This is a genomic window from Nonomuraea sp. NPDC049129 (assembly GCF_040648495.1).
Classification (GTDB): Bacteria; Actinomycetota; Actinomycetes; order Streptosporangiales; family Streptosporangiaceae; genus Nonomuraea.
On record NZ_JBEZDU010000010.1, the window covers coordinates 228,686 to 253,253 of the forward strand.

The 24,568-nt window shown below is 69.5% G+C and carries 26 protein-coding genes and 1 pseudogene; 8 read left to right on the top strand and 19 right to left on the bottom strand.

Features of this window, described 5'->3' with window-relative positions; genetic code table 11:
* Position 1 precedes the first annotated feature (1 nt).
* The 3 genes from AB0B64_RS30815 to AB0B64_RS30825 form a co-directional block, all read right to left on the bottom strand.
* On the bottom strand, positions 2–1,123 hold the full coding sequence (locus tag AB0B64_RS30815; protein WP_358181476.1) for a glycosyltransferase: 1,122 nt from the start codon (positions 1,121–1,123) through the stop codon (positions 2–4).
* 54 nt (positions 1,124–1,177) lie between these two features.
* The gene (locus tag AB0B64_RS30820) at positions 1,178–2,395 is read right to left on the bottom strand and encodes an FAD-dependent monooxygenase (RefSeq protein WP_358181473.1); all 1,218 of its coding nucleotides are present in this window, start codon (positions 2,393–2,395) and stop codon (positions 1,178–1,180) included.
* Positions 2,396–2,522: 127 nt separating this feature from the next.
* On the bottom strand, positions 2,523–2,978 hold the full coding sequence (locus tag AB0B64_RS30825) for a GyrI-like domain-containing protein (protein WP_357940082.1): 456 nt from the start codon (positions 2,976–2,978) through the stop codon (positions 2,523–2,525).
* 94 nt (positions 2,979–3,072) lie between these two features.
* Between AB0B64_RS30825 and AB0B64_RS30830 the strand changes: the two genes are divergently transcribed.
* Entirely contained in the window at positions 3,073–4,512 is a 1,440-nt protein-coding gene (locus AB0B64_RS30830; RefSeq protein WP_357940080.1) for a GuaB1 family IMP dehydrogenase-related protein, read from the top strand.
* A 22-nt stretch (positions 4,513–4,534) separates the two neighbouring features.
* Here AB0B64_RS30830 and AB0B64_RS30835 read toward each other — a convergent pair whose 3' ends face one another.
* On the bottom strand, positions 4,535–5,290 hold the full coding sequence (locus AB0B64_RS30835; protein ID WP_358181470.1) for an SDR family oxidoreductase: 756 nt from the start codon (positions 5,288–5,290) through the stop codon (positions 4,535–4,537).
* A gap of 77 nt (positions 5,291–5,367) precedes the next feature.
* Between AB0B64_RS30835 and AB0B64_RS30840 the strand changes: the two genes are divergently transcribed.
* The 5 genes from AB0B64_RS30840 to AB0B64_RS30860 all read left to right on the top strand — a co-directional run bounded on the left by AB0B64_RS30840 (position 5,368) and on the right by AB0B64_RS30860 (position 10,474).
* A complete protein-coding gene (locus AB0B64_RS30840; protein WP_357940076.1) occupies positions 5,368–5,742 on the top strand; it encodes an FKBP-type peptidyl-prolyl cis-trans isomerase in 375 nt (124 codons plus the stop codon).
* 111 nt (positions 5,743–5,853) lie between these two features.
* The gene (locus AB0B64_RS30845; protein ID WP_358181467.1) at positions 5,854–7,380 is read left to right on the top strand and encodes an ATP-dependent DNA ligase; all 1,527 of its coding nucleotides are present in this window, start codon (positions 5,854–5,856) and stop codon (positions 7,378–7,380) included.
* Between the two features lie 303 nt (positions 7,381–7,683).
* Entirely contained in the window at positions 7,684–8,385 is a 702-nt protein-coding gene (locus AB0B64_RS30850) for a septal ring lytic transglycosylase RlpA family protein (protein ID WP_358181464.1), read from the top strand.
* A 161-nt stretch (positions 8,386–8,546) separates the two neighbouring features.
* Positions 8,547–9,824, top strand: coding sequence for an MFS transporter (locus tag AB0B64_RS30855; protein WP_358181461.1), 1,278 nt, complete (start codon positions 8,547–8,549; stop codon positions 9,822–9,824).
* A 212-nt stretch (positions 9,825–10,036) separates the two neighbouring features.
* Entirely contained in the window at positions 10,037–10,474 is a 438-nt protein-coding gene (locus tag AB0B64_RS30860; protein ID WP_358181458.1) for a cupin domain-containing protein, read from the top strand.
* A 144-nt stretch (positions 10,475–10,618) separates the two neighbouring features.
* Here AB0B64_RS30860 and AB0B64_RS30865 read toward each other — a convergent pair whose 3' ends face one another.
* The 6 genes from AB0B64_RS30865 to AB0B64_RS30890 form a co-directional block, all read right to left on the bottom strand.
* The gene (locus AB0B64_RS30865; RefSeq protein ID WP_358181455.1) at positions 10,619–11,104 is read right to left on the bottom strand and encodes an Ohr family peroxiredoxin; all 486 of its coding nucleotides are present in this window, start codon (positions 11,102–11,104) and stop codon (positions 10,619–10,621) included.
* A 50-nt stretch (positions 11,105–11,154) separates the two neighbouring features.
* Entirely contained in the window at positions 11,155–11,901 is a 747-nt protein-coding gene (locus AB0B64_RS30870) for a hypothetical protein (RefSeq protein ID WP_357940065.1), read from the bottom strand.
* 103 nt (positions 11,902–12,004) lie between these two features.
* Positions 12,005–12,910: an RNA polymerase sigma-70 factor gene (locus AB0B64_RS30875; RefSeq protein WP_358181452.1), complete on the bottom strand. Its 906-nt coding sequence runs from the start codon at positions 12,908–12,910 to the stop codon at positions 12,005–12,007.
* 30 nt (positions 12,911–12,940) lie between these two features.
* A complete protein-coding gene (locus AB0B64_RS30880; protein ID WP_358181449.1) occupies positions 12,941–13,171 on the bottom strand; it encodes a hypothetical protein in 231 nt (76 codons plus the stop codon).
* Positions 13,172–13,230: 59 nt separating this feature from the next.
* Positions 13,231–13,983 (bottom strand): SDR family oxidoreductase, encoded by a 753-nt coding sequence (locus AB0B64_RS30885; RefSeq protein WP_358181446.1) that lies wholly within the window; start codon positions 13,981–13,983, stop codon positions 13,231–13,233.
* A gap of 135 nt (positions 13,984–14,118) precedes the next feature.
* Positions 14,119–15,849, bottom strand: coding sequence for an FAD-dependent oxidoreductase (locus AB0B64_RS30890; protein ID WP_358181443.1), 1,731 nt, complete (start codon positions 15,847–15,849; stop codon positions 14,119–14,121).
* A 196-nt stretch (positions 15,850–16,045) separates the two neighbouring features.
* Between AB0B64_RS30890 and AB0B64_RS30895 the strand changes: the two genes are divergently transcribed.
* Complete coding sequence (locus AB0B64_RS30895) at positions 16,046–16,843, top strand: sigma-70 family RNA polymerase sigma factor (protein ID WP_358181440.1); 798 nt, start codon at positions 16,046–16,048, stop codon at positions 16,841–16,843.
* On the opposite strand, the pseudogene AB0B64_RS30900 reads toward AB0B64_RS30895, so the two are convergent.
* The 7 genes and pseudogenes from AB0B64_RS30900 to AB0B64_RS30930 all read right to left on the bottom strand — a co-directional run.
* Positions 16,829–18,040, bottom strand: a pseudogene (locus tag AB0B64_RS30900) (low temperature requirement protein A); the annotation flags it as partial. The gene AB0B64_RS30895 and the pseudogene AB0B64_RS30900 sit on opposite strands and share 15 nt — an antisense overlap.
* A 41-nt stretch (positions 18,041–18,081) precedes the next feature.
* Entirely contained in the window at positions 18,082–18,756 is a 675-nt protein-coding gene (locus AB0B64_RS30905) for a nitroreductase (RefSeq protein ID WP_357940053.1), read from the bottom strand.
* 117 nt (positions 18,757–18,873) lie between these two features.
* Complete coding sequence (locus tag AB0B64_RS30910) at positions 18,874–19,440, bottom strand: NADPH-dependent FMN reductase (RefSeq protein WP_357940051.1); 567 nt, start codon at positions 19,438–19,440, stop codon at positions 18,874–18,876.
* Between the two features lie 92 nt (positions 19,441–19,532).
* Positions 19,533–20,198, bottom strand: coding sequence for a nitroreductase (locus AB0B64_RS30915; protein WP_357940049.1), 666 nt, complete (start codon positions 20,196–20,198; stop codon positions 19,533–19,535).
* Between the two features lie 269 nt (positions 20,199–20,467).
* Entirely contained in the window at positions 20,468–20,953 is a 486-nt protein-coding gene (locus AB0B64_RS30920) for a MarR family winged helix-turn-helix transcriptional regulator (protein WP_357940047.1), read from the bottom strand.
* Positions 20,954–21,030: 77 nt separating this feature from the next.
* Positions 21,031–21,363 carry a putative quinol monooxygenase gene (locus AB0B64_RS30925; protein WP_357940045.1) on the bottom strand — a complete coding sequence of 111 codons (333 nt, stop codon included), beginning with the start codon at positions 21,361–21,363 and terminating at the stop codon, positions 21,031–21,033.
* 196 nt (positions 21,364–21,559) lie between these two features.
* On the bottom strand, positions 21,560–22,186 hold the full coding sequence (locus AB0B64_RS30930) for a DUF1707 and DUF4870 domain-containing protein (protein WP_358181509.1): 627 nt from the start codon (positions 22,184–22,186) through the stop codon (positions 21,560–21,562).
* Between the two features lie 99 nt (positions 22,187–22,285).
* On the opposite strand from AB0B64_RS30930, the gene AB0B64_RS30935 reads away from it, so the two are divergent.
* On the top strand, positions 22,286–22,627 hold the full coding sequence (locus AB0B64_RS30935; protein WP_357940043.1) for a hypothetical protein: 342 nt from the start codon (positions 22,286–22,288) through the stop codon (positions 22,625–22,627).
* Positions 22,628–22,646: 19 nt separating this feature from the next.
* On the opposite strand, the gene AB0B64_RS30940 is transcribed toward AB0B64_RS30935, so the two are convergent.
* Both AB0B64_RS30940 and AB0B64_RS30945 read right to left on the bottom strand, forming a co-directional pair.
* On the bottom strand, positions 22,647–23,777 hold the full coding sequence (locus tag AB0B64_RS30940) for a Gfo/Idh/MocA family oxidoreductase (RefSeq protein WP_357940041.1): 1,131 nt from the start codon (positions 23,775–23,777) through the stop codon (positions 22,647–22,649).
* Positions 23,774–24,553: a ThuA domain-containing protein gene (locus AB0B64_RS30945; protein WP_357940039.1), complete on the bottom strand. Its 780-nt coding sequence runs from the start codon at positions 24,551–24,553 to the stop codon at positions 23,774–23,776. The genes AB0B64_RS30940 and AB0B64_RS30945 overlap by 4 nt, the downstream gene beginning before the upstream one ends.
* Positions 24,554–24,568 lie beyond the last annotated feature (15 nt).

Below are 24,568 nucleotides of genomic sequence, written 5' to 3' on the forward strand. Positions count from 1 at the left end.
ACTACACACGGCGATAAACCTCGGCGAGCCTCGCCCGGGAATCCGCCCAGCTGGGCACCCTGACCCTGGCCCGCTCCGCCATCGCCCGCGCCTGGTCGGGGTACTCCAGGAGGATCCGGATCGCGCGAGCCAACTCGGCGGGCCGATCGGGCGCGACCAGCCGCCCGTCCTCCCCCAGGATCTCCCGTACGGCCGGCAGGTCCGAGGCCACCACCGGTGTGCCGGCCGCCATCGACTCCAGGATCTTGAGCGGGGCGCAGCCCTGGTCGAGGTTGCGCGGGCAGGCGGTGAGCGGGGCGGCGGACACGGCCGCGCCGGCCAGCCAGCCGGCCACCTCGTCGTGGGGCAGCGTGAACCGCCACACGATCCGCTCGGCCACCCCCAGGCGGTCGGCGAGGCGCTGGAGGGGTTTGGCGCGACGTTCCGGGACGGAGGAACAGACGACCAGGCGCAGCTCGGTCAGGTCGGCCAGCCTGGCGAAGGCACGGAACAGCACGTCCACGCCCTGCCAGCGCTGGAGGGCGCCTACGTAGATCAGGTAGTGCTCGGGCGCGGCGGTCGGTGCGGTCGGTGCCGGGGTGACGGGGTTGGCGGCGTTCGGAACGAGGAACACCTTTTCAGGTTTTATCCCCATTTTGCGGATGGCGTCCCCGATGACGGTCGATGGCACGACAACCGCGTCCGCCTGTTCCAGACAGTGCGCCTCCAGCCGCCGCAACTTGGCCACCGTGGCGGGGGCCGCCTGGGGCCAGGTGTGCGGCAGCTCGATGGACGGCAGCCCGTTCACCTCGTACACCACCTTGTGCCGGTGGCCGAGCACCGGCAGCGCGCTCCAGGGGTCACGCACGTGGACCAGTTCCAGCGTGTCCAGGTGCGGTGCGAGATGGCGGGCGACCCAGTGCGAGTACGCCTCGGCCCGGTCGATCAGGTTGGGGATCTGCTCGTCGAACCTGGCGATCTGGACATCGCCCTCGCGCTGGTAGCGCGGCAGCCCGCCCCCGCCCAGCACCCCCAGCAGCCCGCCGCCGAACCGGTCGAACAGCTCGGCGGCCATCTGCCCGATGTGCACCGCCGACCCCTTGCTCGAAGGGAACCGGTCAAAGGCGAAATAGGCGGCACGCACGGCGCGCAGTCTATTCGCGCCGTTTCCACTGACGCATAGCTGGCGTACAGCTGGCTACTGCCGCACGCCCTCGTACGCCGAGTAGTCCTTCAACGCGATCGAGTCGTGCAGCCGCATGCCCTTGCTGCCCAGCTTGGTAGCGGCCTTGGTCACCGCGACCGGCAGGTGGCCGATCAGCCGCGCGGCCTGGGTGAGCGTCCACAGGTCGAACCGGTTGCCGGGCACGATCCGCTTGGCCGCCCCGACCGCGAACGTGCGACTCCGCAGTACGTACTCACCGATCTCTGCCTCGTAGGCCGGGAAGGCGCGCTCGTGGTCGCCGCGCGCGGCGGCCAGCTCGCCCGCGAGAATGTACGCCCCGACGACGGCCAGGCTCGTGCTGCCGCCCACGGCCGGTCCCGGGCAGTAGCCCGCGTCGCCGACCAGCGTCACGCGGCCACGCGACCAGGTGTCGAGGCGCAGCTGGGTGATCGAGTCGAAGTAGAAGGCCGGGGTGCGGTCGAGCTCGGCCAGCAACCGGGGAACCTGCCAGCCCATCCCCGCGAACCGCTCGCGCAGCAGCTTCTTCTGCCGGGCGATGTCGCGATGGTGATACTGGAGCTGCTCCGGCGTCCTGAACAGGAACAGCGCCCGCGCGTCGGACATGTGCGCCGCGCCGTACATCCCGGCCATCCGCCCGATGCCGGACAGCCCCTCCATGCGGCCGTCGAGGTCGAGGTAGTTGGGCACCGAGAAGACGGCCAGATAGGCGCCGACCCAGGTGGAGAAGCGCGACTCGGGGCCGAAGACCAGGCCGCGCACGTTCGAGTGCAGCCCGTCGGCGCCGACGACCAGGTCGAACCGCCTGGACGGCCCGCGCTCGAAGGTCACCGTGCCGTCCTCGGCGATGGCGGTGATGGAGTCGTCGAAGACGTACTCGATGTCGGCGCGGGTGGCGTCGTAGAAGATCTCGCTGAGGTCGTCGCGCATGATCTCGACGTGCCGGTCCGACACGGCCGTGAAGACGCGCCGGAGGTCCAGCTCCACGGCCCCCTCCTGGCCTTCGCGATACATGGTGAGCCAGTTCGTGCCGGTCTTCTTGGCCGTGATCGGGTCGATCAGGCCCATCTTCTCGACGATGTCCATCGCGGGTCTGAACAGGTCGATCGCGTGGCCGCCCGTCTTGCGGAGCGACGGGGCGCGCTCCACGACGGTGACGTCGAAGCCGTACCTGTTGAGCCAGTACGCCAGCGCGGGTCCGGCGACACTCGCGCCGGAGATCAGGATCTGCATGGTGACACCCCCTTACCTAACGGATGGTAAGCGACCCGGAGCGACGCCCGCAAGAGGTTACTTAACGATAGGTAAGAGGTGGACCATGAAGCCACGACCCGAGCCCGTTCGGGCTCGGGTTCAGCGATCAGTAGACGGCGATGTAGAGGTCCGCGCCACCGGGGTGGTGCACCTCGAGGTCCGTCCTGAACGCCCGCGCGGGCGTGCCGCCCGACTCGGTGTGCTTCCACACCTGCTGCCAGGCGTCGACGATCGCCTGCGGCATCTGACCGCGCGCCTCGACCCGCAGAGCCGGGCCCGCGGGAACGCGTACGGCGACCATGCCCTCGGGCAGCCTGGGGACCGTCCGCACGCCGATGCCGACGATCTGCGTGTAGGCGCCGTGATGGTCGCCCTCGTAGTCGGTCAGCACCGCGTAAAGGTTCTCGTCGACGCGTCCCGGAATGTGGGCGAACGCCCCGGGCGCGCCCGCCCGTTGCCACAGCACGGGCAGCTTCGCCCTGGCGGGGTCTATCTCGTCGGCGTTCGAGGTGCGTACGGCGATACCGACGACTGTCAGCTCGTTTCTCTCAGTGACCTCCACAGGCCCTCCATCCCCCTAAGTATCCCGGCCGATCATATGGCCATAACAATCGGGAAACTCCTCATAAGCCACCCAGCGCATAAGATGGACGAACGTGAAGTTCCTTAACGGCCTCGAGCCGCAATACGACCTGACGTACAGCGACGTGTTCATGGTCCCGTCGCGTTCCTCGGTCGGTTCCCGGCTCGCGGTCGATCTTTCGACGAACGACGGCACGGGTACCACCATTCCGATCGTCGTGGCGAACATGACCGCGGTCGCCGGCCGGCGCATGGCCGAGACGATCGCCCGCCGGGGCGGCATCACCGTGATCCCCCAGGACATTCCCATCGATGTCGTGACGGAAGTCGTCGACTGGGTCAAGAAACGCGACCTGGTCCACGACACTCCGCTCACGCTGACGCCGCACGACACGGTCGGCGAGGCCATGCAGCTGCTGCCCAAGCGCGCCCACGGCGCGGTCATCGTCGTCGACTGGGACAACCGGCCGACCGGCGTGGTGACCGAGGCCGACTGCCAGGGCGTCGACATGTACACGCAGCTGTCGCAGGTGATGTCGAGCGAGCTGCTGACGCTGCCGGCCGGTCTTGAGCCGCGCGCGGCGTTCGACCGGTTGCACGGGGGCCGCCACCGCCTGGCGCCCATCGTGGACGCCGACGGCCGCCTGGTCGGCATCCTGACCCGCACGGGCGCCCTGCGCGCCACGCTCTACCAGCCCGCGCTCGACGCCGCCGGCCGGCTGCGCGTCGCGGCCGCCGTCGGCGTGAACGGCGACGTCGCGGCCAAGGCCAAGGAACTGCTCGATGCCGGGATCGACTGCCTGGTGGTCGACACCGCGCACGGGCACCAGGAGAAGATGGTCTCCGCCCTGCGCGCGGTCCGGGCCCTCGACCCGGGCGTGCCGGTCGCGGCGGGCAACGTGGTGACCGCCGAGGGCGTGCGCGACCTGGTGGACGCGGGCGCGGACATCCTCAAGGTGGGGGTCGGCCCCGGCGCCATGTGCACGACGCGGATGATGACCGGGGTGGGGCGGCCGCAGTTCTCGGCCGTGCTCGAATGCTCGGTGGAGGCGCGGCGGCTCGGGCGGCACGTGTGGGCCGACGGCGGTGTCCGGCACCCGCGTGATGTGGCGCTCGCCCTGGCCGCGGGCGCGGCCAACGTGATGATCGGCTCGTGGTTCGCCGGGACGTACGAGTCGCCCGGCGACGCGCGCACCGACGCCGACGGACGCAGGTACAAGGAGAACTTCGGCATGGCGTCCGCGCGGGCCGTGCGGCTGCGCACGGCGGAGGACAGCCCGTTCGATCGGGCCAGGAAGGCGCTGTTCGAGGAGGGGATCTCGACCTCGCGCATGTACCTGGATCCGCGGCGGCCGAGCGTGGAGGACCAGATCGACGCGATCGTGGCCGGGCTGCGGTCCTCGTGCACGTACGCGGGGGCGGCGAACCTGGAGGAGCTGCACGAGCGCGCGGTGGTCGGCATCCAGAGCGCCTCCGGCTACACCGAGGGCATGCCGCTGCACCAGAGCTGGTAGCGCGGCTCAGGCTCCGGCTGGCTCAGGTGCGGCGCCAGCCGCCTGCCGCGTGGATCCCGCCGTCGACGTGCAGCGTCGTGCCGGTCACGAACCTGGCCAGCTCACTGGCCAGGAACACCGCCGCGCCCGCCGCGTCGGCCGGCTCCCCGAGATGCCCGAGCGGCGGCAGGCGTACCGGCTCGAAGGGTCCGTCCGCCATCCGCTCCCGCACCTGTGTCTCGCCCTCGGTGGGCAGCCCGTCGGGCGCGATGGCGTTCACCCTGATGCCCAGGGGCGCGAACTCCAGCGCGAGCGACTTCGTCAGGCTCTCCAGCCCCGCCTTCATCGCCGCGTAGACCGCGAACCCCGGCGCCGCCTGGTGCGCCTCGCTGGAGGTCACGTTGATGATCGACGCCCCGGCGCCCATCATCGGCAGCATCCGGCGGATCATGCCGGTGACCTGCGTGAAGTTCTCCTCGATCAGGGTCCGCTCGCCGCGGGCCGTGGTGTCGGCGAACGCGGCGTGGAAGGTCCCGCCTGCGTTGTTCACCAGGATGTCCACGCGCCCCCACCGCTCGTGCACGGCCTGCGCGAACACCTCCACGGCGACCGGATCCCGTACGTCCAGGGTCATCGCCAGCTCGCTGCTCTGCTGCGGCTTGTCGCGGTCGCAGATCGCGACATGAGCCCCGAATGCCGCGAACGTCTCCGCGATCGCCCGCCCGATCCCCCGCGTCGCCCCGGTGATCACGGCGACGCGCCCGGTGAGCAGGATCGCATCGGCGGAAAGGGCGGCCATGAACGATGACCATATCCCGACCGCATAGAGTCGTCGGGTCCATTCCTGATCGCCAATATTCGTAACAGGAGCAATTCGTGGCACTCGAGAAGCCGGAAATCGACTTCCCGGAGGGCAACCCGCCCACCGACCTGGAGATCGTCGACATCGTCGAGGGGGACGGCCCCGAGGCCAAGCCCGGCCAGAACGTCAGCGTCCACTACGTGGGCGTCGCGTTCTCGACCGGCGAGGAGTTCGACGCGTCGTGGAACCGCGGCGAGGCGTTCGAGTTCCCGCTCGGCGGCGGGCGTGTCATCGCCGGCTGGGACCAGGGCGTGGCCGGGATGAAGGTGGGCGGTCGCCGCAAGCTGGTGATCCCCGCGCACCTCGGCTATGGCAACCGCGGCGCAGGCGCCCGCATCAAGCCGGGCGAGACGCTCATCTTCGTGGTCGACCTCCTGGGCGTCCGCTAACACCCTGGGGCGGGTCGCACACCCGCCCCACCCCTCAGGGGGCCCATCGCCGGGCAAAATGCTGGTCTTGGCGCGACGGATTTGTCGGCGAAGTACGGCAACATAGGGCATGTGCTGTTGATCGACGTGGTACGGGTTTCGGAGGCTGTGACGCGCACGTCCGCCCGGCTCGGCAAGGTCGGCCATCTGGCCGAACTGCTCGGCAGGGTCGGTGCCGACGAGGCGGAGATCGCCATCTCCTACCTGTCGGGTGAGCTCCCGCAGCGTCAGGTGGGCGTGGGCTGGCGGACCCTTCAGGATCCGCCTCCCGCCAAGCTCGCCGCCACCGCCACCCTGACCCACGTCGACGCCCTGCTGTCGAAGATCAAGTCCGTCTCCGGCCAGGGCTCGCAGGCGGCCCGCAAGGCTCTGGTCACCGAACTGTTCGCCGGGCTGACCAGTCAGGAGCAGGCGTTCATGCTCCGGCTGCTCGGCGGCGAGCTGCGCCAGGGCGCCCTCGACGGCGTGATGATCGAGGCGATCGCCAAAGCGTCGGGCGCGCCGTCCGCCGACGTGCGGCGGGCGCTCACGCTGCGCGGCTGGCTGCCCGCCGTGGGCGCGGCGGCGCTGAGCGGTGGCGTGGCGGCGTTGCACGCCTTCAAGCTGGAGGTGGGCCGGGCGGTCTCGCCCATGCTCGCCGGCAGCGCCCCGAACGTCGCCGCCGCGCTGGAGAAGGCGGGCACCCCGGCCGCGCTGGAGTGGAAGCTCGACGGCGTACGCGTGCAGGCGCACCGCTCCGGCGACCAGGTGCGCGTGTTCACCCGCACGCTCGACGACATCACCGCGCAGGTGCCCGAACTCGTGGAGGCCGTGCTCGGCCTGGCCTGCGACGATCTCGTGCTCGACGGCGAGGTGATCGCGCTGCGGCCCGACGGGCGGCCGCACCCGTTCCAGGTGACGGCCAGCAGGGTGACCACCAAGACCGGCGTCCCGCGACTGCGGGAGGACACGCCGCTGAGCGTGTTCTTCTTCGACGCGCTGCGGGTGGACGGGGCCGACCTGCTCGATCTCCCCTACGCCCAGCGCCAGGAGGTCCTCGGCCGGACCGTCACGCCCGGTCTGCTCACGCCGCGCCTCGTCACGGGCGAGGTGCCGGAGGCGGAGAAGTACTTCATCGACGTGATCAAGGCCGGCCACGAGGGCCTGGTCGTCAAGTCGCTGGCCTCCCCCTACGCGGCCGGCCGCCGGGGCGCCGGGTGGATCAAGGTCAAGCCGCGGCACACGCTCGACCTGGTCGTCCTCGCGGCCGAATGGGGTCACGGCCGCCGCGAAGGCAAGCTGTCCAACCTCCACCTCGGCGCCCGCGACCCGGAGAGCGGCGGGTTCGTGATGCTGGGCAAGACCTTCAAGGGGCTGACCGACGAGCTGCTCGCCTGGCAGACCGAACGCTTCCTGGAGCTGGCCGAGGGGCCCACCGACGAGTGGACCGTCAGTCTGCGGCCCGAGCTGGTCGTGGAGATCGCCTTCGACGGGGTGCAGCGGTCGCCGCGCTATCCCGGGGGGATGGCGCTGCGGTTCGCGCGGGTGCTGAGGTACCGGCCCGACAAGCGGGCCGCGGACGCCGACACGGTGGAGACCGTCCGGTCGCTCATGCTCTGACCCTTTTGGTACGGCTCTACTCCTGTTGGGACGTCCTCACCTATCCCCAAGGTGACAGAGTCGGCGTTTTCCGGCTGCCTCAAGATCCCCGGCGTACGCTCAGCGTTCTGGTCGACTCGTGACCAAAGTGAGATATTTCACTGAATGTCCCATTAAGTTGTCTTTACTCGCTGTTTGTCGCATATGTTCGACCACGTTCGCGGGGCACCCGCCCCGAGCGAGGGATCGGCCGACGCGCGCCCCCATATCCGCCCCGACCTGGCCTTTCCCTGTCCTGTCCCCTAGCTAGGACTGTGGTTTACCTTGGGCCAGCACTCCTACAACCCGAGCCGTCCGAACCCGGAGAGCCACAAGAAGGCTCCAGGCAAGCGCCGTTGGGTCACCGTCGCGGCCGGTGCGGCCGTCGTAGCCGCCGCCTCGACCACCGCCTGGGCGGCCGTCGCCAACGACGACGCCCCCAAGCCCACCGCCGCGCTGGACGTGTCTCCGTCCCCCACGTACACGAGGACCGACACCCCTTCCCCCGCCCCCAAGACCCCCGAGCCGAACAAGCCCAGCACCAAGTCGGCGGCCCCCAAGCCCTCATCCAGCCCCAAGGCCACCGCTCTCCCGAAGGCCGAAGCCGCCCAGCCGCCGACCAAGCCGACCGACAAACCGAAGACCGAGCCGGTACGCAAGGTGAAGACCGAGGTTCACAAGCTGAAGACCCGCGTCCTCAGCTCGGGCACCTGCGGCGCGTCCTACTACGACGAAGGGCAGATGACCGCCAGCGGCGAACGCTTCGACCCGTCGGCCATGACCGCCGCCCACAAGACGCTCCCGCTCGGCAGCAAGGTCCGCGTCACGAACCCGGCGAACGGCGACTCGGTCACGGTCCGCATCAACGACCGCGGTCCGTACGTGGGCGGACGCTGCCTCGACCTCTCGGCGGCCGCCTTCTCCGCCATCGGCGACACGGGGTCCGGGGTCATGCGGGTCAAGTACGAGGTCCTCGCCCGCTCCTGACGCCGAGGCCCGCGGTGCGTTAACCTCCACCCATGCCACACCTCTGTGACTGATCAGCAGCCGCCCGGCCCATGACCGGCCGGGCATCCCGCGAAGCGACCCCCCTCTTCGCCCGTCCGGCCCAGGACCGGCCGGACGGCTTGGCTGCTTGGAGTCACCAGGTGTCATCCGTTCCTCCCCGCCTGCCCGGAAACTCGCTGCTCGCGCTGCTGCGCGGCAACCCCGACTTCCGCCGGCTCTTCCTCGCCTCCGCCCTCAGCCTGACCGGCGACTGGTTCACCTTCGTCGCCCTGAACGCCTTCGTCTACCACCGCACCGGCTCGGCCGGGCTGACGGCTCTGCTGTTCGCCGTCGAGTCGCTGCCCGGCATCCTGCTGATGCCGCTCATCGGCTCGCTGACCGACCGCCTGGACCGCCGCCGCCTGCGCATCGCCTGCGACCTGGCCGCCATCGTCCCCCTCGCGGGCCTGCTCGCCGCCTTCCACCTGGAGTCGGTCCCCATGGCGCTGGTCTCGCTGGCCGCGCTGTCGGTGTCGGCCGCGGTGTCCAGCCCGATCCCCGAGGTCGTACTCCCCAACCTCGTCGCCCCCGACCGGCTGCCCACCGCGCAGGCCGCGCTCGGCAGCCTCTACTCCTCCGGCCTGCTGCTCGGCGCCGGGCTCGGCGGCCTGGCCACGGCCGCCTGGGGCAGCACGGCCACGCTGCTGGTCGACGCCGCCTCCTTCGCCGCGTCCGCCGTCCTCATCGCCCGCATCCGCCGCCCCTTCTCCACGGCGACGGAGGCCCGCCGGACGCGCGTACATACCGACACCGCCGAACTGTGGCGCTTCATCCGCGCCACTCCCACCGTGGCGGCCCTGCTCCTGCTGACGGCGGGCCTGCGCTTGTGCTACGGCATGGTCGGCCTCCTGCCCGTCTACGCGCTCGAACGGTTCGGCACCACCGACGCCGGAGTCGGCGTCCTCTACATAGCGCAGGGGGTGGGCGCCGTGCTCGGGCCGTTCGTGGGGCGGTGGCTGATCGGGAAGTGGCGACCGCTTGGGAAGGGGCGGCTGATCGGGACGCCGTCGCGGCGGCGGTTGATCGTGTCGGGTGGCGCTCTGGCGGTGTTCGGGCTCGGCTACCTCGCCCTGGCCCAGGCCGGTGGGCTGTGGTCGGGCGTACCCGCCGCCATGGCCGGCCATCTCGGGGTGGGCGCGTGCGCCATCCTGGCCATCAACGGGCTGCAACTGGCCAGCCCCGACCACATCCGCGGCCGCGTGATGGTCACCGCCTTCGGGCTGTCGTCGGGGCTGCAGGGGGTGTCGTCGCTGGCGGTGGCCCCGCTGGCCGTCGCGCTGGGCATGGCGGGGGCCACGCGCGCGCTCGGCGTACTCGCGGTCGGCTTCGCCCTGGTCTGGCTCTTGTACGCGCTCCGGCTGCCGGAACCAGCGGAATGAGGCTTCGACAGGTCGGATGGTGGGCGTAAGGACATGCGTCCGCAAAGCCTCGGCCCTATGCGCTCAAACCCAGCCTGACCAGCGCATATGCGGGTAAACAGGCATTGACCGCAAGGCCACGCTCCGCAGCGGACACGCCGTCCATCGGTCCGGAAAGGCGTGGCCGACGCGAGATCGCCTGTGCCGCGCAGACATACGGAGGTGCAGTACCCGTGTCCAACGACTCGATGGACAGGACCGCCGATCAGGGGAGCTCTGCGGCGTTCGGCCCCAAGATGCTGGCGGACATCCAGCCGCCCTTCATTCCCGACGGTGCCTCGGCGATGACCGTCCTCGTCGACTGGCCTCCCGGCCACCCCGGCGCCGCTCCGCACCGCCACTCGGGGCCGGCCTTCGGCTACGTGATCGAGGGCGCGGTCCTGTTCGAGCTCGAGGGTGAGCCTGAGCGCGTGATCAAGGCAGGAGAGACGTTCTGGGAGCCGGGCGGCGACGTGATCCACTACCAGGACGGCAACGCCTTGCCGGACGCGCCGACCAAGTTCGTCGTGTTCATGCTGTGTGAGCCGGGTCAGCCGATGCTCACGTACGTCGAAGAAGAGGAGCTGGCGCAGCGGGCCCACCTGCGCGCCCCGCGTCCCACCGGCGGCTGATCCGCCTGTTCGATACAGCGGACCCCGCGTCTTTACCTGGCGGCCGGAGAGCCGGACATCGGCTCTCCGGCCGCCGAGCTGTCGGACCGGTGATCAGGTGCGCACAAGGGTGCGCATGGACGGCAATGCCGTGGCGCCATGGGCTCAGGGGGCGAGGTTGATGGTGCCCGGGATGCCCTGGCGGGTCATCTTGGCGTACGGGGACAGCGCGCTCGCCTGGGCGAGCAGCGGGGTGGCCGTGTCGCGTTCGACTCCGGGCCAGGTCACGACGAGGTCGGCGCGTAGCTCGTAACCGCCGTCGGCGGGGTCGCGGCCGAACGCGACGGTCACCTCCACGGTGATCGGTCCGGGGTCGAGGAGGTGCCGGCGGGCCAGCAGGCTGAGGGCGCCGTGGAAGCAGGCGGCGTACCCGGCGGCGAAGAGCTGCTCAGGGTTCGGGCCGGTGACGTCACCGCCCAGTTCCTCGGGCATCCGCATCTCCAGATCGAGCACGCCGTCGGCGGAGCGGGCCCGGCCGGTGGCCCGGCCGTGAGCGGAGCTGCCGCCGCTCACGGCGACGCGCGTGACATAGAGCGGTTTGAACGTGGAGCCGCGGTAGTCGTGCTCCGTGGACAGTGTCGGGTCGTTCACCGGTACGCCTTTCAGCGGCACACGGGGCGCCTGCGGTAGGGGGAGGCTGGTCATGGGCGGTGCCAGCGCTGCAACTTGTCGGGGTTCAGCACGATCCACACTGCGGTGACCTCGGCTCCGGCGACGCTCACGTCGGCCACCGCCACCGCTCGGCCCGCCTGGCGCAGGACCAGGCCCGTCCGGCCGTTCACGGACTCGACGGCCACCTCGGTGCCGGACTGGCCGGTCAGCAGGGCCGTGACGAACCGGGCTACCGCGTCCGCGCCGTAGGTGGGGCGTACGGCGGCGCGCAGTTTGCCGCCACCGTCGCTCACGACCATCGCGTCGGCGGCCAGGACCGCCCGCAGGGCCGCCGCGTCCCCCGTGTCGCAGGCCGCGGCGAACCGGCGCGCGACACGATCGTGTCTGGCGAGCATCGCTCGGTCCGGCCTGGGCGGCTGGAGCACCGGACCCGTGCCGGGCTCGGGCCAGCGTGCCGGGCCGGCGGCGGGCTCCGGCCGGCGCACCGGACCGGCGGTGGTGAACGCTCCGGGTCGCGGTGTGCCGCCGGGGGCGTGGCTCGGGGCGGCAGTGGCGAGCAGGTCCAGGCAGAGACCTCCGGCGACCCGCGTCAGCCAGGCGCGCGGTACCGCGATGACGGCGCGTTCTTCGTCGTCGAGGGCGTACCAGCGGCGATAGGTCTCAAGGACGATCCAGTCGGCCGTCACCTCCGAGCCGAACATCCACAAGGCGATCTCGAGGAGGTGCTGCCGTTCGTCGAGCATCTCCGCCAGCGTCCCGGCGCTCACTTCGGTCATGTCCTGCCGCCCTGTTCTTTCGGTGTCGGCAGTTAAGACCACGCAGCCGGTCTTGTTGTGACACCACGAGAGGCGGACGTACTGGGCGGCGGCGGACGGTCTGTCAGACCAGGTGGTGTGACCGTTCGAAGGCGCCGAGTTTGGCCGGGTTGACGATCCACATGACGTGGTGGATGCCCTGCGGCGAGGCCTCGATGGTGAGCAGGACGACGTCGGTGTGGTTGCGAGGGACGAGCACGCCGGCGCGCCCGTTCGCTTCGACCCACGTCATCTCGGCGCCCGGCCAGAATCGTGGCGCGTACGCGGCCAGGAACTTCGCCACGCGGGTGCTGCCCAGCAGCGGGAATCGCGCCGCCCCTCTGATACCGCCGCCGTCGGAGGAGCTGACCACGTCCGCGGCGAAGAGGTCTTCGAGAGCGGCGACGTTCCCCGTCTGGGCGGCGTCCAGGAAAACGGCCAGGAGACGCCGATGCTCCATCTTGTCGATGGGCTCGCGTCGTGCGGCGGTCAGGCGTTTGCGGGCGCGGCTCACGAGCTGACGAGCGTTGACCGGGGTGAGCTGAAGGATCTCCGCGATCTGCGTGTACGGGTAGACGAAGGCCTCGCGCAGCACATAGGCGGCCCGCTCGGTGGGGGCGAGCCTCTCGAGCAGCAGCAGGAAAGCGAGTTCGAGAGCTTCGCCCCGTTCGGCGCCCAATGTGGGGTCGAGGCTGGTGTCGACCGGCTCGGGGAGCCAGGGCCCTATATAGGTTTCGCGTCGCGAATGAGCGGAGCGAGCGACGTTGATGGCCAGGCGGGTGGTGATCAACGCCAGGAAGGCCGAGGGGTTCTCGATGGTCGCGCGGTCGGTGTTCTGCCAGCGCAGCCAGACTTCCTGAAGGATGTCCTCGGCTTCCACCGCGCTGCCGAGCATCCGATAGGCGATGCCGAACAGGCGCGGGCGCAGCTCGACGAAGGCGGATGCGGCCTGATCGAGTGCGCTCACCTGTTCCAGGGATTCCGCAGGCATACCTACCCCCGTCTCCGCGGCATCGGCGGCTCACGCACCCTGATCGCCGCGCCGGGAGTCGTCCTCCAGCGCCTCGACCGCGCCGAGCAGACCCCGCAGGCCGATCTCCTCGCGCTCGGCGTCCGTCGGATCGAAGAGCCATTCGGTGACCGGCAGTTCGGCGGCCTCCTCCGCACGGCTCGCCTCGATCAGGGTCACCTCCTCCTCGACCTCGATCTGGAGTTCGTACAAGAAGCCGTCGTCGCCGCTCGGAGCGCTCATGATTCCTCCATACGTGGCTTGGGTGTGCGGTCAAGGCGACCGGAAGTGAAGACGGGTGGCTACTGGGCGGTGCTCTGCTCGAGCCAGTCGCGGTAGCGGATCTTGCCCAGGGTCGCGCCCTCACCCGGCACCAGCGTCCGCTCGCCCGGCACGCTGCCGTAGTAGCGCGCCTGCGGGTCGGCGACCACCGTGCGCGGGTCGCCCCACGCGGTCAGGGCGTCGCGGAAGAACTCGTCCATCCGTGACTGCTCGGGCCCGGCCACCTCGACCCGGCCGTTCAGTGGCTGCCCCACCGCGACCCGGCCGACCGCCTGCGCGACCTCTTCACCCGCGATGGGCTGGAACCGCACGGGCGCGATCCGTACCTGGTCGCCCTCCGTGGACTGGTCCGCGATGCTCCGGATGAACTGGAAGAACTGGGTCGCGTGCACGAGCGAGAACGGGATCCCCGACTTTTCGATCAGCTGCTCCTGAGCGATCTTCGCCGCGAAGTAGTCGTTCTCCGGCATCCGCTCCGTCCCCACCACCGACAGCGCGACATGATGCCCGACCCCGGCGACCGCCTCGGCGGCGAGCAGGTTGCGGGTGGAGGTCTCGAAGAACTCCATCACCGCGGCCCGCTCGAACGACGGCGAGTTCGACACGTCGATCACCACCTGCGCGCCCGCCAGCACCTCCGCCAGCCCTTCACCGGTGAGCGTGTTGACGCCGGTGCTCGGCGCCGCCGCCACCGCCTCGTGACCGTGCTCACCCAGCTTCGCCACCACGTTCGATCCGATGAGGCCAGTACCGCCGACCACGACGACCTTCATGGCACAGCCCTTTCCGTCCGCCGGGGCACCCATGTGCCAACCGGTCCGCCAGCTAAGACAGGGCAGCCTCCGGCCTTGTGACAGCTCCGGCGAAATTTCTTTTCTCGGGCCGCGGGTGACGCCGTCCGTACGTCGCTACTCCACGAGTCTTCCGACGCTGGAGACCTCGCGCATGAGCGCCGCGACCTCGGCGGGAATCGGCGGGATGGCCTCCCTCTCCACCGATCCGGGACCGGACCACACCAGGTTGACCTGCAGCGAGGGGTCGAGTTCTGGGTAGTCGGAGCGGTTGTGGCAGCCGCGGGTCTCGCGACGCTCCAGCGCGGTCTCGACCGTCGCGCGGGCGGCGAGCGCGGCGGACTTCAGGTCGAAGGCGTGGGCCAGGTCCTGGAAGCCGGCGATGTCCGGATGTACCCCGACGTCGGCGATGCGCGCCTCCACCGCGGCGAGTTCGGCGAGACCCTTCCGCAGGCCGCCCTCGTCACGTACCACGCCGGCATGCTCCGTCATGATGTCGCGGAGGGCTCGCTGCAGCGCGCGTACGTTCTCGGGGCCGTCCGCGGCGAGGAGTTCGTCCACCTCCGCCCGTGCCGCGTCGAGCGCCTCGGCCGAGCGGCGCTGGGCGTCGAGGCCCGCGGAGTACTCGGCCGCCGCCTGGCCGACGATGCGGCCGAAGACGAGGAGCTCGATGAGGGAGTTGCCGCCGAGGCGGTTGGCGCCGTGCAGGCCGCTGGCCGCCTCCCCGATCGCGTACAGGCCGTCGACGCCCGTGCCATGGTCTTCGGGTCGCACCCAGACCCCGCCCATCGAGTAGTGCGCGGTCGGCGCGATCTCGATCGGCTCCTTGGTGATGTCGAGCATCTGCAGCTCCAGAAGCGTCTGGTAGACGCGCGGCAACCGGGTCATGATCGTCTCGCGTGGCAGATGCGACACATCCAGCCAAACGCCGCCGTTCGGGGTCCCGCGGCCTTCTTTGATCTCTGTGTACGCGGCCAGTGCGACGCGGTCGCGCGTGGACAACTCCATCCGCTCCGGGTCGTACTTGGACATGAACCGCTCGCCGAGCTGGTTGCGCAGGATTCCGCCCTCGCCCCGGGCCGCTTCGGAGACGAGGGTGCCGGCCGCGTTCTCGGGGGCGATGAGACCGGATGGGTGGAACTGCACCAGTTCGGGGTCGCGGATGCGGCAGCCGGCCAGGACGGCGAGGCGGAAGGAGTCGCCGGTGTTCTCGTCCCTCCGGGAGGAGGTGCGCCGCCAGATCCGGGTGTGGCCGCCGGCGGCCAGGATCACCGCGTCGGCATGGATGACATAACGGCTGCCATCGGTCAGGTCGAACCCATACGCGCCGAAGACCGCGTTGTCACGGACGAGAAGGCGGGTGATGTACACGGTGTCGAGGATGGGGACATCCAGCTGCGCCGCACGGTTGATCAGGGTGCGCTGGATCTCGAGCCCGGTGTAGTCGCCGGCGTAGGCGGTGCGCCGGTAGGTGTGGGCGCCGAAGAAGCGCTGCGAGATTCGCCCGTCCTGTTCGCGGGCGAACGGCATGCCGTAATGCTGAAGGTCTTCGATGCCACGTGCCGCCCCCTCGGTGACGATTCTCACCGTCTCCGGATTGGCCAGGAGATAGCTCTCCTTGAGGGTGTCCGCCGCGTGTTGTTGCCAGGTGTCCTCGGGGTCCATCGTGGCGAGCGCCGCGTTGATGCCGCCCGCCGCGAGCGAGGTGTGCGCGTCCGCCTTCGGCCGTTTGCCCACCGCGAGGACGCCGACCCCGCGCTCGGCGAGTTCGATGGCGGCCCGCAGGCCGGCTCCTCCCGTCCCGATGACCAGGACGGACGTGGCGATCCGCTTCTCCGGCACGTGCATGGTGCTCCTTTGGCCGCATGGATGAAAGCCGTTACGGGAGCAAGACCGGGTAGCGGCGTGATTTGTGACATCCATCGAGGTGCTTCCCTCGTCCCTGGCCTGTCCCCCCACTGCCCAAGAGATAGGCGGCAGGTAATATGCCAGAAATATCCCAAAGCTCGCATTAGCCGACAAAAGGGATGCCGGAGCGGGGGCGATGGCAGTGGCTGATCCTGGAGATCTCGAACATGCGGCGGCGGTGTTCGTCAGTGTGCGGCCGCGCCTGTTCGGGATCGCGTACCGGATGCTGGGCGCGACCGAAGCCGAAGACCTGGTGCAGGACGTCTGGCTGCGCTGGCAGGCCTACGATCGCGCCACGGTGGGCAGCCCGGGCGGGTTCCTGGCGACGGTGACGATGCGGCTGGCGATCAACGCCGCCCAGTCCGTACGCATGCGCCGCGAGACCTGCGCCGGCCCGTGGCTGCCCGAACCCGTCGACACCGGCGCGGACCCGTACCTCGGCGCCGAGCGCGGCGAGGTCCTGGAGTCCGCGGTCCTGCTGCTCCTGGAGCGGCTCACGCCCGCCGAACGGGCGGCGTACATGCTGCGCGAGGCCTTCGACTACCCCTACCGGCAGATCGCCGACATCATCCGGCTCAGCGAGCCGGCCGTACGCCAGCTGGTCAGCAGGGCCCGCAAACACCTGCTCGTCGAACGCCGCACCCCCGTGGCCAGGGCCGAACAACGCAGACTGCTGACCGCCTTCGTCACCGCCGCCCGCTCCGGCGATCTGACCGCGCTGGAAGCGCTCCTCACCGCGGCCTGGTCGAGCACGAACGCGCGGTCTGCTTCACGAGTCGCCAGAGCTGGAAAGCCGCGGGTCCTGGCGACGCGCTCCGGCGCGGGCCCCGACAGCCGCGGCCATGATCGTGACGGCGACCAGCAGCACGCAACCGGCCGCGATGGCCGCGACCACAGCGGCCACGCCGATCCGCGGTGTCGCGAGCGGCATTGACAAGATGAGGGCGACGCAACCCAGGACGGCCGCCGGAGGGATGACGGGCTCGGTGGTGACAAGCGCGTGGACCGCCCACAGCGCGGCGAGATACACAGCGGCGGGGATGGCGACCGCGTAGCCGAGTGCCGGCGGTGACGCCGCGACGCCGCGCCCGCTCTGCTCCACCGCCACTTCGAGCCCGGCGCCGAGTGCCGCCAGGGCGGCGAAGATGCCGTAGTGGCCGTACCCCCACTGGTACGACCGATGACGGCGGTCACTGAGCCCCTCCCCGGCTTCCACGAGGAAGTAAAGCCACCAAAGAGCGAACAGCAGGACGAGGCCGCACCCGGCGATGACGACCAAGGGCGCCCTGATCTCGCCCGTTGCGAGCGCCCCTTCGACGCCCCGGCTCGCGGCCAGGACGCTCTCACCGAGCAGGATGATCGTGAACAGGCCGTAGCGCTCGGCGATGTGGTGCGGATGCCAGTTGGTGGCCCTGGCCCGCTCCGCCCACAGGGGCACCGCGAGTTCCAGGACATCCAGGAGAACGAAGGACAGCAGCCCGGAGAACCAGGGAAAGGCTCCCGTCTGCGCGATCAGGAAGCGAAGCGCCCAGCCCAGTGTCACGAGACTGATGGCGCCGGCGTAGCGCAGCGCGGTGCGGCGGCGCGCCCGGTCTTCGAGACCGGCCCGCAGCCATTGGCCGACGAGCCCGATCCTCATGATGACGTAGCCGAGGGTGACGATCCCATAGTCGGAGTGATCGGCCGCGGCGGGCACACCGGCGGCGAGGGTCAGCACGCCGGCCATCTGCACCATGGTCAGCAGCCGGTAGGCGACATCGTCGGTGTCGTAGGACGAGGCGAACCAGGTGAAGTTCATCCACGCCCACCAGATCGCGAAGAACACCTGGAGGAACGGGACCAGCCCGGCGAGACCGTGACCGGCGGCGATGCTGTGCGCGAGCTGGGCGGTGACACTGGCGACCGCGATCACGAAGGTGAGGTCGAACAGCAGTTCGAGCTGGCTCGAAGTGCGGTGCGGCTCGTCGATGGGACGAGCGCTCATCCGGACTCGGACTCGGATGATGCTGCCGGGTGATGGCAAGGTCTCGCTCCTGTGGCTGCGCGACGTCCTGGTACGTCGGAAAGACAGAGCAGCGGGCCGATCTGTGACAACCGGTTCTGAACCGTCCGGGCCCCGCAGCGATGACATTGGGAGGGAGGCACCCCGTCACGCCGGATGCGATCGCCGTGCTACCCGTCGACGAACGTGACCGTCTCGTCGAGCGGCGCCCGGCCCGTACGGATGTAATCCACCGTGACGTCCTCGAACCCGATCGACATGCCGCAGAAGAGGATGAGCCCCTCCGGAGGCGACACGACCTCAGCGACGGTCTTGCGGAACACCGACCAGGCCATCTGCGGGCAACTGTTCAACCCCTCGGCGCGCAACAGCAGCATGACAGTCTGCAAGAACATGCCGAGATCGGCCCACTGAGGCCGGCCCATGTCACGGTCGATGTAGCAGAACAACGCGGCCGGCGCACCGAACGCCTGCCAGTTGCCGGCTGCGGCCCGCTGCCGCGCCTCCCAATCCCCCCGTGGAATACCGAGCGCGCCGTACCGCTCCTCCCCAAAAGCCGCGCGGCGCTCCTGGTACGGAGACTTCAGCGCAGGCGGGTACATCTCGTACTCCCGCTCATCCCAAGCATCACGCGCCGCCACCCGCTCACCCGCACGCTTCTTCAGCTCGGCCAACGGCTCGCCCGTCACCACATAGGCCCGCCACGGCTGAAGGTTCGATCCGGACGGGGCCCAAGCCGCCGCCGACAACACCCGCTCCAGCACCTCGCGAGGAACAGGCCGATCGATGAACCCCCGCACCGCCCGCCGACTCGTGACCGCCTCATAGACGTCCAAGATCGCCATCTCCGTTCCTGCCCAACGTGTTTACACAATTGACAGTAGAGGAGCGGAAAATGTGACAAGCAGCGGTCAGGAATCACGTCCGGCTTCCAGGCTCGGTCCCCGGGGGATCCATGGCGGTTACAGGTCCGGGATGTCGTGATGGTGGCGTCGGATGTGCGCCGCGAAGGCCCGCATGTATCCGGTCAGAAATTCGGCGGTGGCCGGCACCTGGATGTCGCCCTTGTCGTCGATCAGTCCCTTGCTGAAGTGGATGTAGGCCTCGGGCTGCCCCAGCACCGGGGAGTTGGTGAAGGACAGGATGGTCTTGAGATGCTGCTGTGCGACCGCGGTGGAGATCGGGCCGGGTGAGGTTCCGATGATCGCGGACGGCTTGCCGTTCAGCACATTGGATCCATAGGGCCGGGTCGCCCAGTCGATGGCGTTCTTCAGCGCGCCGGGGATGGACCGGTTGTACTCGGGGGTGACGAACAGGAGCGCGTCGGAGGCCTTGATCGCGTCCTTGAACTCCAGGGCCACGGCGGGGTAGTTGGGGTCGTGGTCGTGGCTGTACAGGGGCAACTCGCCGATGGGGATCTCCGTGAGGCGGAGCTCCGGCGGCGCGAGCCGGCTCAAGGCCACAGCGAGCTTCCTGTTGATCGACTTCTGGGACAGGCTCCCGACGATGTAGCCCACGGTGTAGGTCATTGCGTTTCCTCTCGATCTCTTTATGTGCCGACGTCGACATCGACGGTCTGGCCGGTGATGAAGAACGGCGTCCGTGATCCTTGTTCGGCGGACTAACCGTCGACGAACATGACCGTCTCGTCGAGCGGCGCCCGCCCTGTACGGACGTAATCCACCGTGACGTCCTCGAACCCGATGGACATGCCACAGAAGAGGATGAGCCCCTCCTCGGGTGACACGACCTCGGCGACGGTCTTGCGATACATCGACCACGCCATCTGCGGGCAACTGCTCAGGCCCTCGGCGCGCAACAGCAGCATGACGGTCTGCAAGAACATGCCGAGGTCGGCCCACTGAGGCCGGCCCATGTCACGGTCGATGTAGCAGAACAGGGCCGCGGGAGCACCGAAGCACTGCCAGTTGTCGGCAGCGGTCCTCTGCCGCGCCTCCCAGTCATCCCGCGCGATACCAAGAGCGCCGTAACGCTCCGCCCCGAAGGCGGATCGGCGCTCATAGTAGGGAGACTTCAGCGCGGGCGGATACGTCTCGTATTCGCGCTCGTCCCAGGGATCACCCGTGGCCACCCGCTCACCCGCACGCTTCTTCAGCTCGGCCAACGGCTCGCCCGTCACCACATAGGCGCGCCACGGCTGCAGATTCGACGCGGACGGGGCCCAAGCCGCCGCCGACAACACTCGCTCCAGCGCCTCCCGAGGAACAGGCCGATCGGTGAACCCCCGCACCGCCCGTCGGCTCCTGACCGCCTCATAGACGTCCAAGATCCCCACCTCCCATCTTTGTCTCGATCACGACGGTATCATTCAATACCATTCGATGACAAACGTGTCCGACACAAGTCAAGCTGGGGTCGCGTCCGGGAGGCCGCGCCTGTACGAGTGGCGACCACCCCCAAGCCTGGTTCGGTCGGCCGTTGTGGGAGATGGAGCCGGCCGATGCCGACATCTACTTCGGGAAGGCGCCGCGCGGCACCGCGAAGGGCACCCGGCCGTCACGGGCCCAGGCGCTCAAGTCGTTCGTCTTGTCCCGCTTACGCCTCGTCGCCCGCGGGATAGGCGAACCGGGTCAGCAACTCCCTCAGCTGCTCGGACCCGTCAGACCCCAGGTCGGCGACCAGATGCTCAGCCAGCGGCTCCGCCGCCACATGGGCCGCGTCGAAAAGCTCGACACCCTGCGGAGTGATCTCCACCGCCCGCACCCGCCGATCCCCCGGAACGCTCTTGCGTACGGCCAGCCCCTTACGCTCCAGGTCGTCCACGACCCGCATGATCCCCGCCTTGTCCGTCCCCGTCGCGGCCGCCAGGTCCCGCTGCACCGTGGGCCCGCGGTCGACCAGCACGATCAGCACGGCGAAGTGCCGCAACTCGATGCCGAGCGGCCGGAGCGCCTCTGACATGACCGTGGCCGCGCGCCAGTGCGCCTGACGCAGCAGCAAGCCGAGAGCGAAGGGCGAGGCATCCCCCGGACGGTCGGTCGCACGCGAGGCGGCGGTCCTACGAGGAACATCGGCGCTCATGAGCGCTATATTACCGGCCATCTTTTCATTCGATACCGTAGCAAATGAAATCAATCACGTGCCGACGGTGTGGGCGCTCAGTCCCGCCCGGGTACGGCCATCTCACCGAGCAGGGACCAGTCGTCCTGAGGAACGGTCGCGTTCACGATGCGCGGTGTCTCGGCGAGGTACGGCGGCAGGGTCCGCTGCGCCTGCTTGAAATGCTCGGACTGGACGTGCGCCGCCCCGGCCTCGTCATCGCGAAACGCCTCGACCAGCACATACTCGCTCGGATCCGCCACACTGCGCGACCAGTCGAACCACAGGCAGCCAGGTTCGTCGCGGGTCGCCTGGGTGAAGTCGCCGACGATCTCAATGAACCGGTCGGCGTGCTCAGGCAGGACGCGGAACTTCGCGGTAATGAAGATCATGGAGGCCATTTCCTTCGGTGAGCTGCGTACAGGTCGAGATTAGCGTCAGCACCTCGCCGAATCGACGTACCCACCAGTGGTCTCCGGCAGACATAAGCGCGAAGGCTCGTACAGTCGGCTGGCGTCAACACACGCATTGACGTCAGCCGGCGGCACGAGCCCGAAGCGACAACCCGCTCAGGAGCCTGACCAGGCGTTACTTCACCAGGCGAACCGTCATTGGATAGCGGAACGGGTTCTCCGAGAGCGCCGAAATGCCACCGGCAATGGACAGCACGACCGCCGCCACCCAAATGACGGGAAGAAGCACGACACCGATAATGGTGAACGGCAGCAGGAACGTCGCCCCCACCACCGTGAGCTGGAAGTTCAGGGCCTCCAACGCGTGCCGCCGAATGTAGGGCGAGGTCTTGCCGCCCGTCAGCAGCAGAATCAACGGCCCGATGACCGGGAACCCCACCAGCGTCAGCAGATGAGCCGCCGAAGCCCCGAGCCGTTCGTTGCTCTCCGGCGACGCCTCGGGGCGAGCCGGCGCGGGCATGGGGCGAATCCTGGGGATGGCACTCGTGCCGTACAGCTCCGCCATGATGGGCATCAGATCACCGTGCGTACGCGCGGTCATGGCGCGCTCCAGACGGTCGTCGAACTCGAGCTTGTCGAAACGCCCCTCCGCGTAAGCCGCCTGAACGTGCTCGACCACGTGCTCACGGTCCTGGTTGGTGACGCGCAGGTGAGCCGGCGGCACCTGTCCCGGGCCCCGGTGTGTGGGTACCCCAGCCATAACAGCCATGCCTCTCCTTAGATTCGTGCAGTCTCCCTCCATACTGACCGCCGCACGTCATCATGGCCATCGGGAGAATCCCCGATGTGTCCCCTAGATCACCCCGACGCGCGTGACCGTTTGGCGGTATAAAAAGGACTCATGAGATGGCGAGACCGCTACGGCATTCGGCGGCTGCGCGGTTCCAAAATCGCGAAGTTCGACCGGGAAGCCACTGACGCCGATATCGAGGCCCTCATCGCCTTCGCCAAATCGCGGCGAGGCGTCGAGTTCTTCGTCGAACCCGAAACCTTCGCGACCGACACCACGGCCGTCGCCGTGGCCGACGACGGCGAGTGGACCCGCCGCCGGGTCGGCTCCCCCGCCGTGATCCACAAGGTCGCCCGCGACCTGGCCCTGCCGGTGTACGACGTTCAGATCATGGGCTACCCACCCCGGATGCGTGCGTACAACGAACGGCGGCGTCGCGAGGAGAACCAGTAGCCGTCACAGCCCCCCGTCATCACGTCTCCACCCGCTCGGCGCCGGCCAGCACGTCACGTACCGAGGACCATCCGGCGAGAGCCTCCCGTACGTCCGTCCGGGTCTCCTCCCGCAGCGCCTGCGTGTGGGCCCGTTCGAGCACGTCGTCCAGGCGCTCGATCCGGCCGCTCGTCGCCGACCGCACCGCCGCCTCCACCATCGCCAGGCTCATCACGTTCTCGTGCACCTCGCCGGACGGCGGCTCCCCGGTCCGGAGCGCCCGCGTGAACACCTGCAAGGCGCCGGCGATCCCGGAGTACGGCGGGCCGGCCGGTTCACCGGCGTCCACCTCGGCGTCGAGGACCGGCTCGTGGTCGCCGTCCCAGAGCGCGGTGCCCTTCTCACCGCTGACCCGCCAGCTCCCGTTCCACGAGGTGATGTCGCCGGGACTGCACCAGCTGCCGTTGTAGACGTACCGGGTCCCGCCGTCCATCTCGAACACCACGGTCGCGTTGGCGTCCCCCGCGAACCAGCTCCACGGCGGGTTGTACGACTGGCAGTACGCCGTCACCGGCTCGGCCCGGAGCAGGAAACGCGCCGAGTCGAAAGCGTGGATCGCCATGTCGACGAGCAGCGGGTACGCCATCAGATCGCGAAACCCGCCGAACCGCTCGGACCGGAAGAACGCCGTGCTCACCGTCCCGATCGCGCCGAGCCGCGCGGTCATCCCCCGCAGCGCGGCGAGCTGCGGGTTCCAGCGGCGGGACTGGCTGACCATGAACAGTTCGCCGGTGACCTCGGCCGCGGCGGCCATGGACAGCGCCCGGCTCACGTTCTCCGCGACCGGTTTCTCACCGAGCACCGGCAGACCGGCGAACAACGCCTCGGTGGTCACCGGGTGGTGCGCCTCCGGAATGGTCACGTTGATCAGCGCCTGGGCGCCGGTCTGCCGGGCGAGGGCGACGGCGTCGGCGCCGACAGGGAGGTCCGGCAGGCCGGCTGAGTCGGCGACCTCCCGGGCCAGCGCCACGTTCAGGTCGGCGATGCCGGTGAGCAGCACCTCTGGCGAGTCGGTGACGGTGGACAGCCAGGCCCGGCCCATGCCGCCGGCGCCGGCGATGACCACGCGGAGCGGATCCGCGGGGCTGGAGGGGATCGTCCGAAAGCTCACTGGAGCGGCCCCGTGTAGCCCTTGCCCTGGAAGAACTCCTCGGTGGCGTACCTCAGGAGCACGGGATGGCTCCGCTCCGGCCGGTCGGTGCGGGCCCAGGCGACGCCGTTCGCGATGACCCGGCGCACGTCCTTGTGGTGGTAGGTGGGGTATGCCTGGTCCCCCGGCCGGAAGTAGAAGATCTTGCCGTGGCCCCGGCGGAACGTGCAGCCGCTGCGGAACACCTCCCCGCCGCTGAACGAGCTGACGAACACGAGCTCGTCCGGTGCCGGGATGTCGAAGAACTCCCCGTACATCTCGTCCTCGTCGATGATCAGCGGGTGCGGCACGCCCTTGGCGATGGGGTGCGTGGGGTCGACCGTCCAGATGAGCTCACGGTCGTGCTCGTCACGCCAGCGCAGGGTGCAACTCGTACCCATGAGCTTGGTGAAGATCTTCGACCAGTGCCCGGAGTGCAGCACGACGAGCCCCATCCCGGACAGCACATGCCGGTGGACACGCTCGACGACCTCGTCGGCCACCTCGTCGTGCGCCGCGTGACCCCACCAGGTGAGCACGTCGGTGTCGGCCAGCACCTCCTCGGTCAGCCCGTGCTCCGGGTCGTCCAGGGTGACGGTACGGACGACGCACCCGTCGGCGAGGTTCTCCTCGATGCCCTCCGCGATCGTTGTGTGCATGCCCTTCGGATAGATCTTCGCCACGTGCTCCTCGATCTGCTCGTGACGGTTCTCGCCCCACACCGTCACACGCAGCGGGCCGGCAGTTCCGTTTGTCATGTCGAACCTTTTCTG

Excerpts from the sequence above, each read along its gene's own strand:
- AB0B64_RS30820 (WP_358181473.1), bottom strand. The coding sequence starts at position 2,395 with ATGCAGATCCTGATCTCCGGCGCGAGTGTCGCCGGACCCGCGCTGGCG.
- AB0B64_RS30835 (WP_358181470.1), bottom strand. The coding sequence starts at position 5,290 with ATGGCCGCCCTTTCCGCCGATGCGATCCTGCTCACCGGGCGCGTCGCC.
- AB0B64_RS30870 (WP_357940065.1), bottom strand. The coding sequence starts at position 11,901 with ATGACCGAAGTGAGCGCCGGGACGCTGGCGGAGATGCTCGACGAACGG.
- AB0B64_RS30875 (WP_358181452.1), bottom strand. The coding sequence starts at position 12,910 with ATGCCTGCGGAATCCCTGGAACAGGTGAGCGCACTCGATCAGGCCGCA.
- AB0B64_RS30880 (WP_358181449.1), bottom strand. The coding sequence starts at position 13,171 with ATGAGCGCTCCGAGCGGCGACGACGGCTTCTTGTACGAACTCCAGATC.
- AB0B64_RS30885 (WP_358181446.1), bottom strand. The coding sequence starts at position 13,983 with ATGAAGGTCGTCGTGGTCGGCGGTACTGGCCTCATCGGATCGAACGTG.
- AB0B64_RS30890 (WP_358181443.1), bottom strand. The coding sequence starts at position 15,849 with ATGCACGTGCCGGAGAAGCGGATCGCCACGTCCGTCCTGGTCATCGGG.
- AB0B64_RS30895 (WP_358181440.1), top strand. The coding sequence starts at position 16,046 with ATGGCAGTGGCTGATCCTGGAGATCTCGAACATGCGGCGGCGGTGTTC.
- AB0B64_RS30905 (WP_357940053.1), bottom strand. The coding sequence starts at position 18,756 with ATGGCGATCTTGGACGTCTATGAGGCGGTCACGAGTCGGCGGGCGGTG.
- AB0B64_RS30910 (WP_357940051.1), bottom strand. The coding sequence starts at position 19,440 with ATGACCTACACCGTGGGCTACATCGTCGGGAGCCTGTCCCAGAAGTCG.
- AB0B64_RS30920 (WP_357940047.1), bottom strand. The coding sequence starts at position 20,953 with ATGAGCGCCGATGTTCCTCGTAGGACCGCCGCCTCGCGTGCGACCGAC.
- AB0B64_RS30925 (WP_357940045.1), bottom strand. The coding sequence starts at position 21,363 with ATGATCTTCATTACCGCGAAGTTCCGCGTCCTGCCTGAGCACGCCGAC.
- AB0B64_RS30930 (WP_358181509.1), bottom strand. The coding sequence starts at position 22,186 with ATGGAGGGAGACTGCACGAATCTAAGGAGAGGCATGGCTGTTATGGCT.
- AB0B64_RS30935 (WP_357940043.1), top strand. The coding sequence starts at position 22,286 with ATGAGATGGCGAGACCGCTACGGCATTCGGCGGCTGCGCGGTTCCAAA.
- AB0B64_RS30945 (WP_357940039.1), bottom strand. The coding sequence starts at position 24,553 with ATGACAAACGGAACTGCCGGCCCGCTGCGTGTGACGGTGTGGGGCGAG.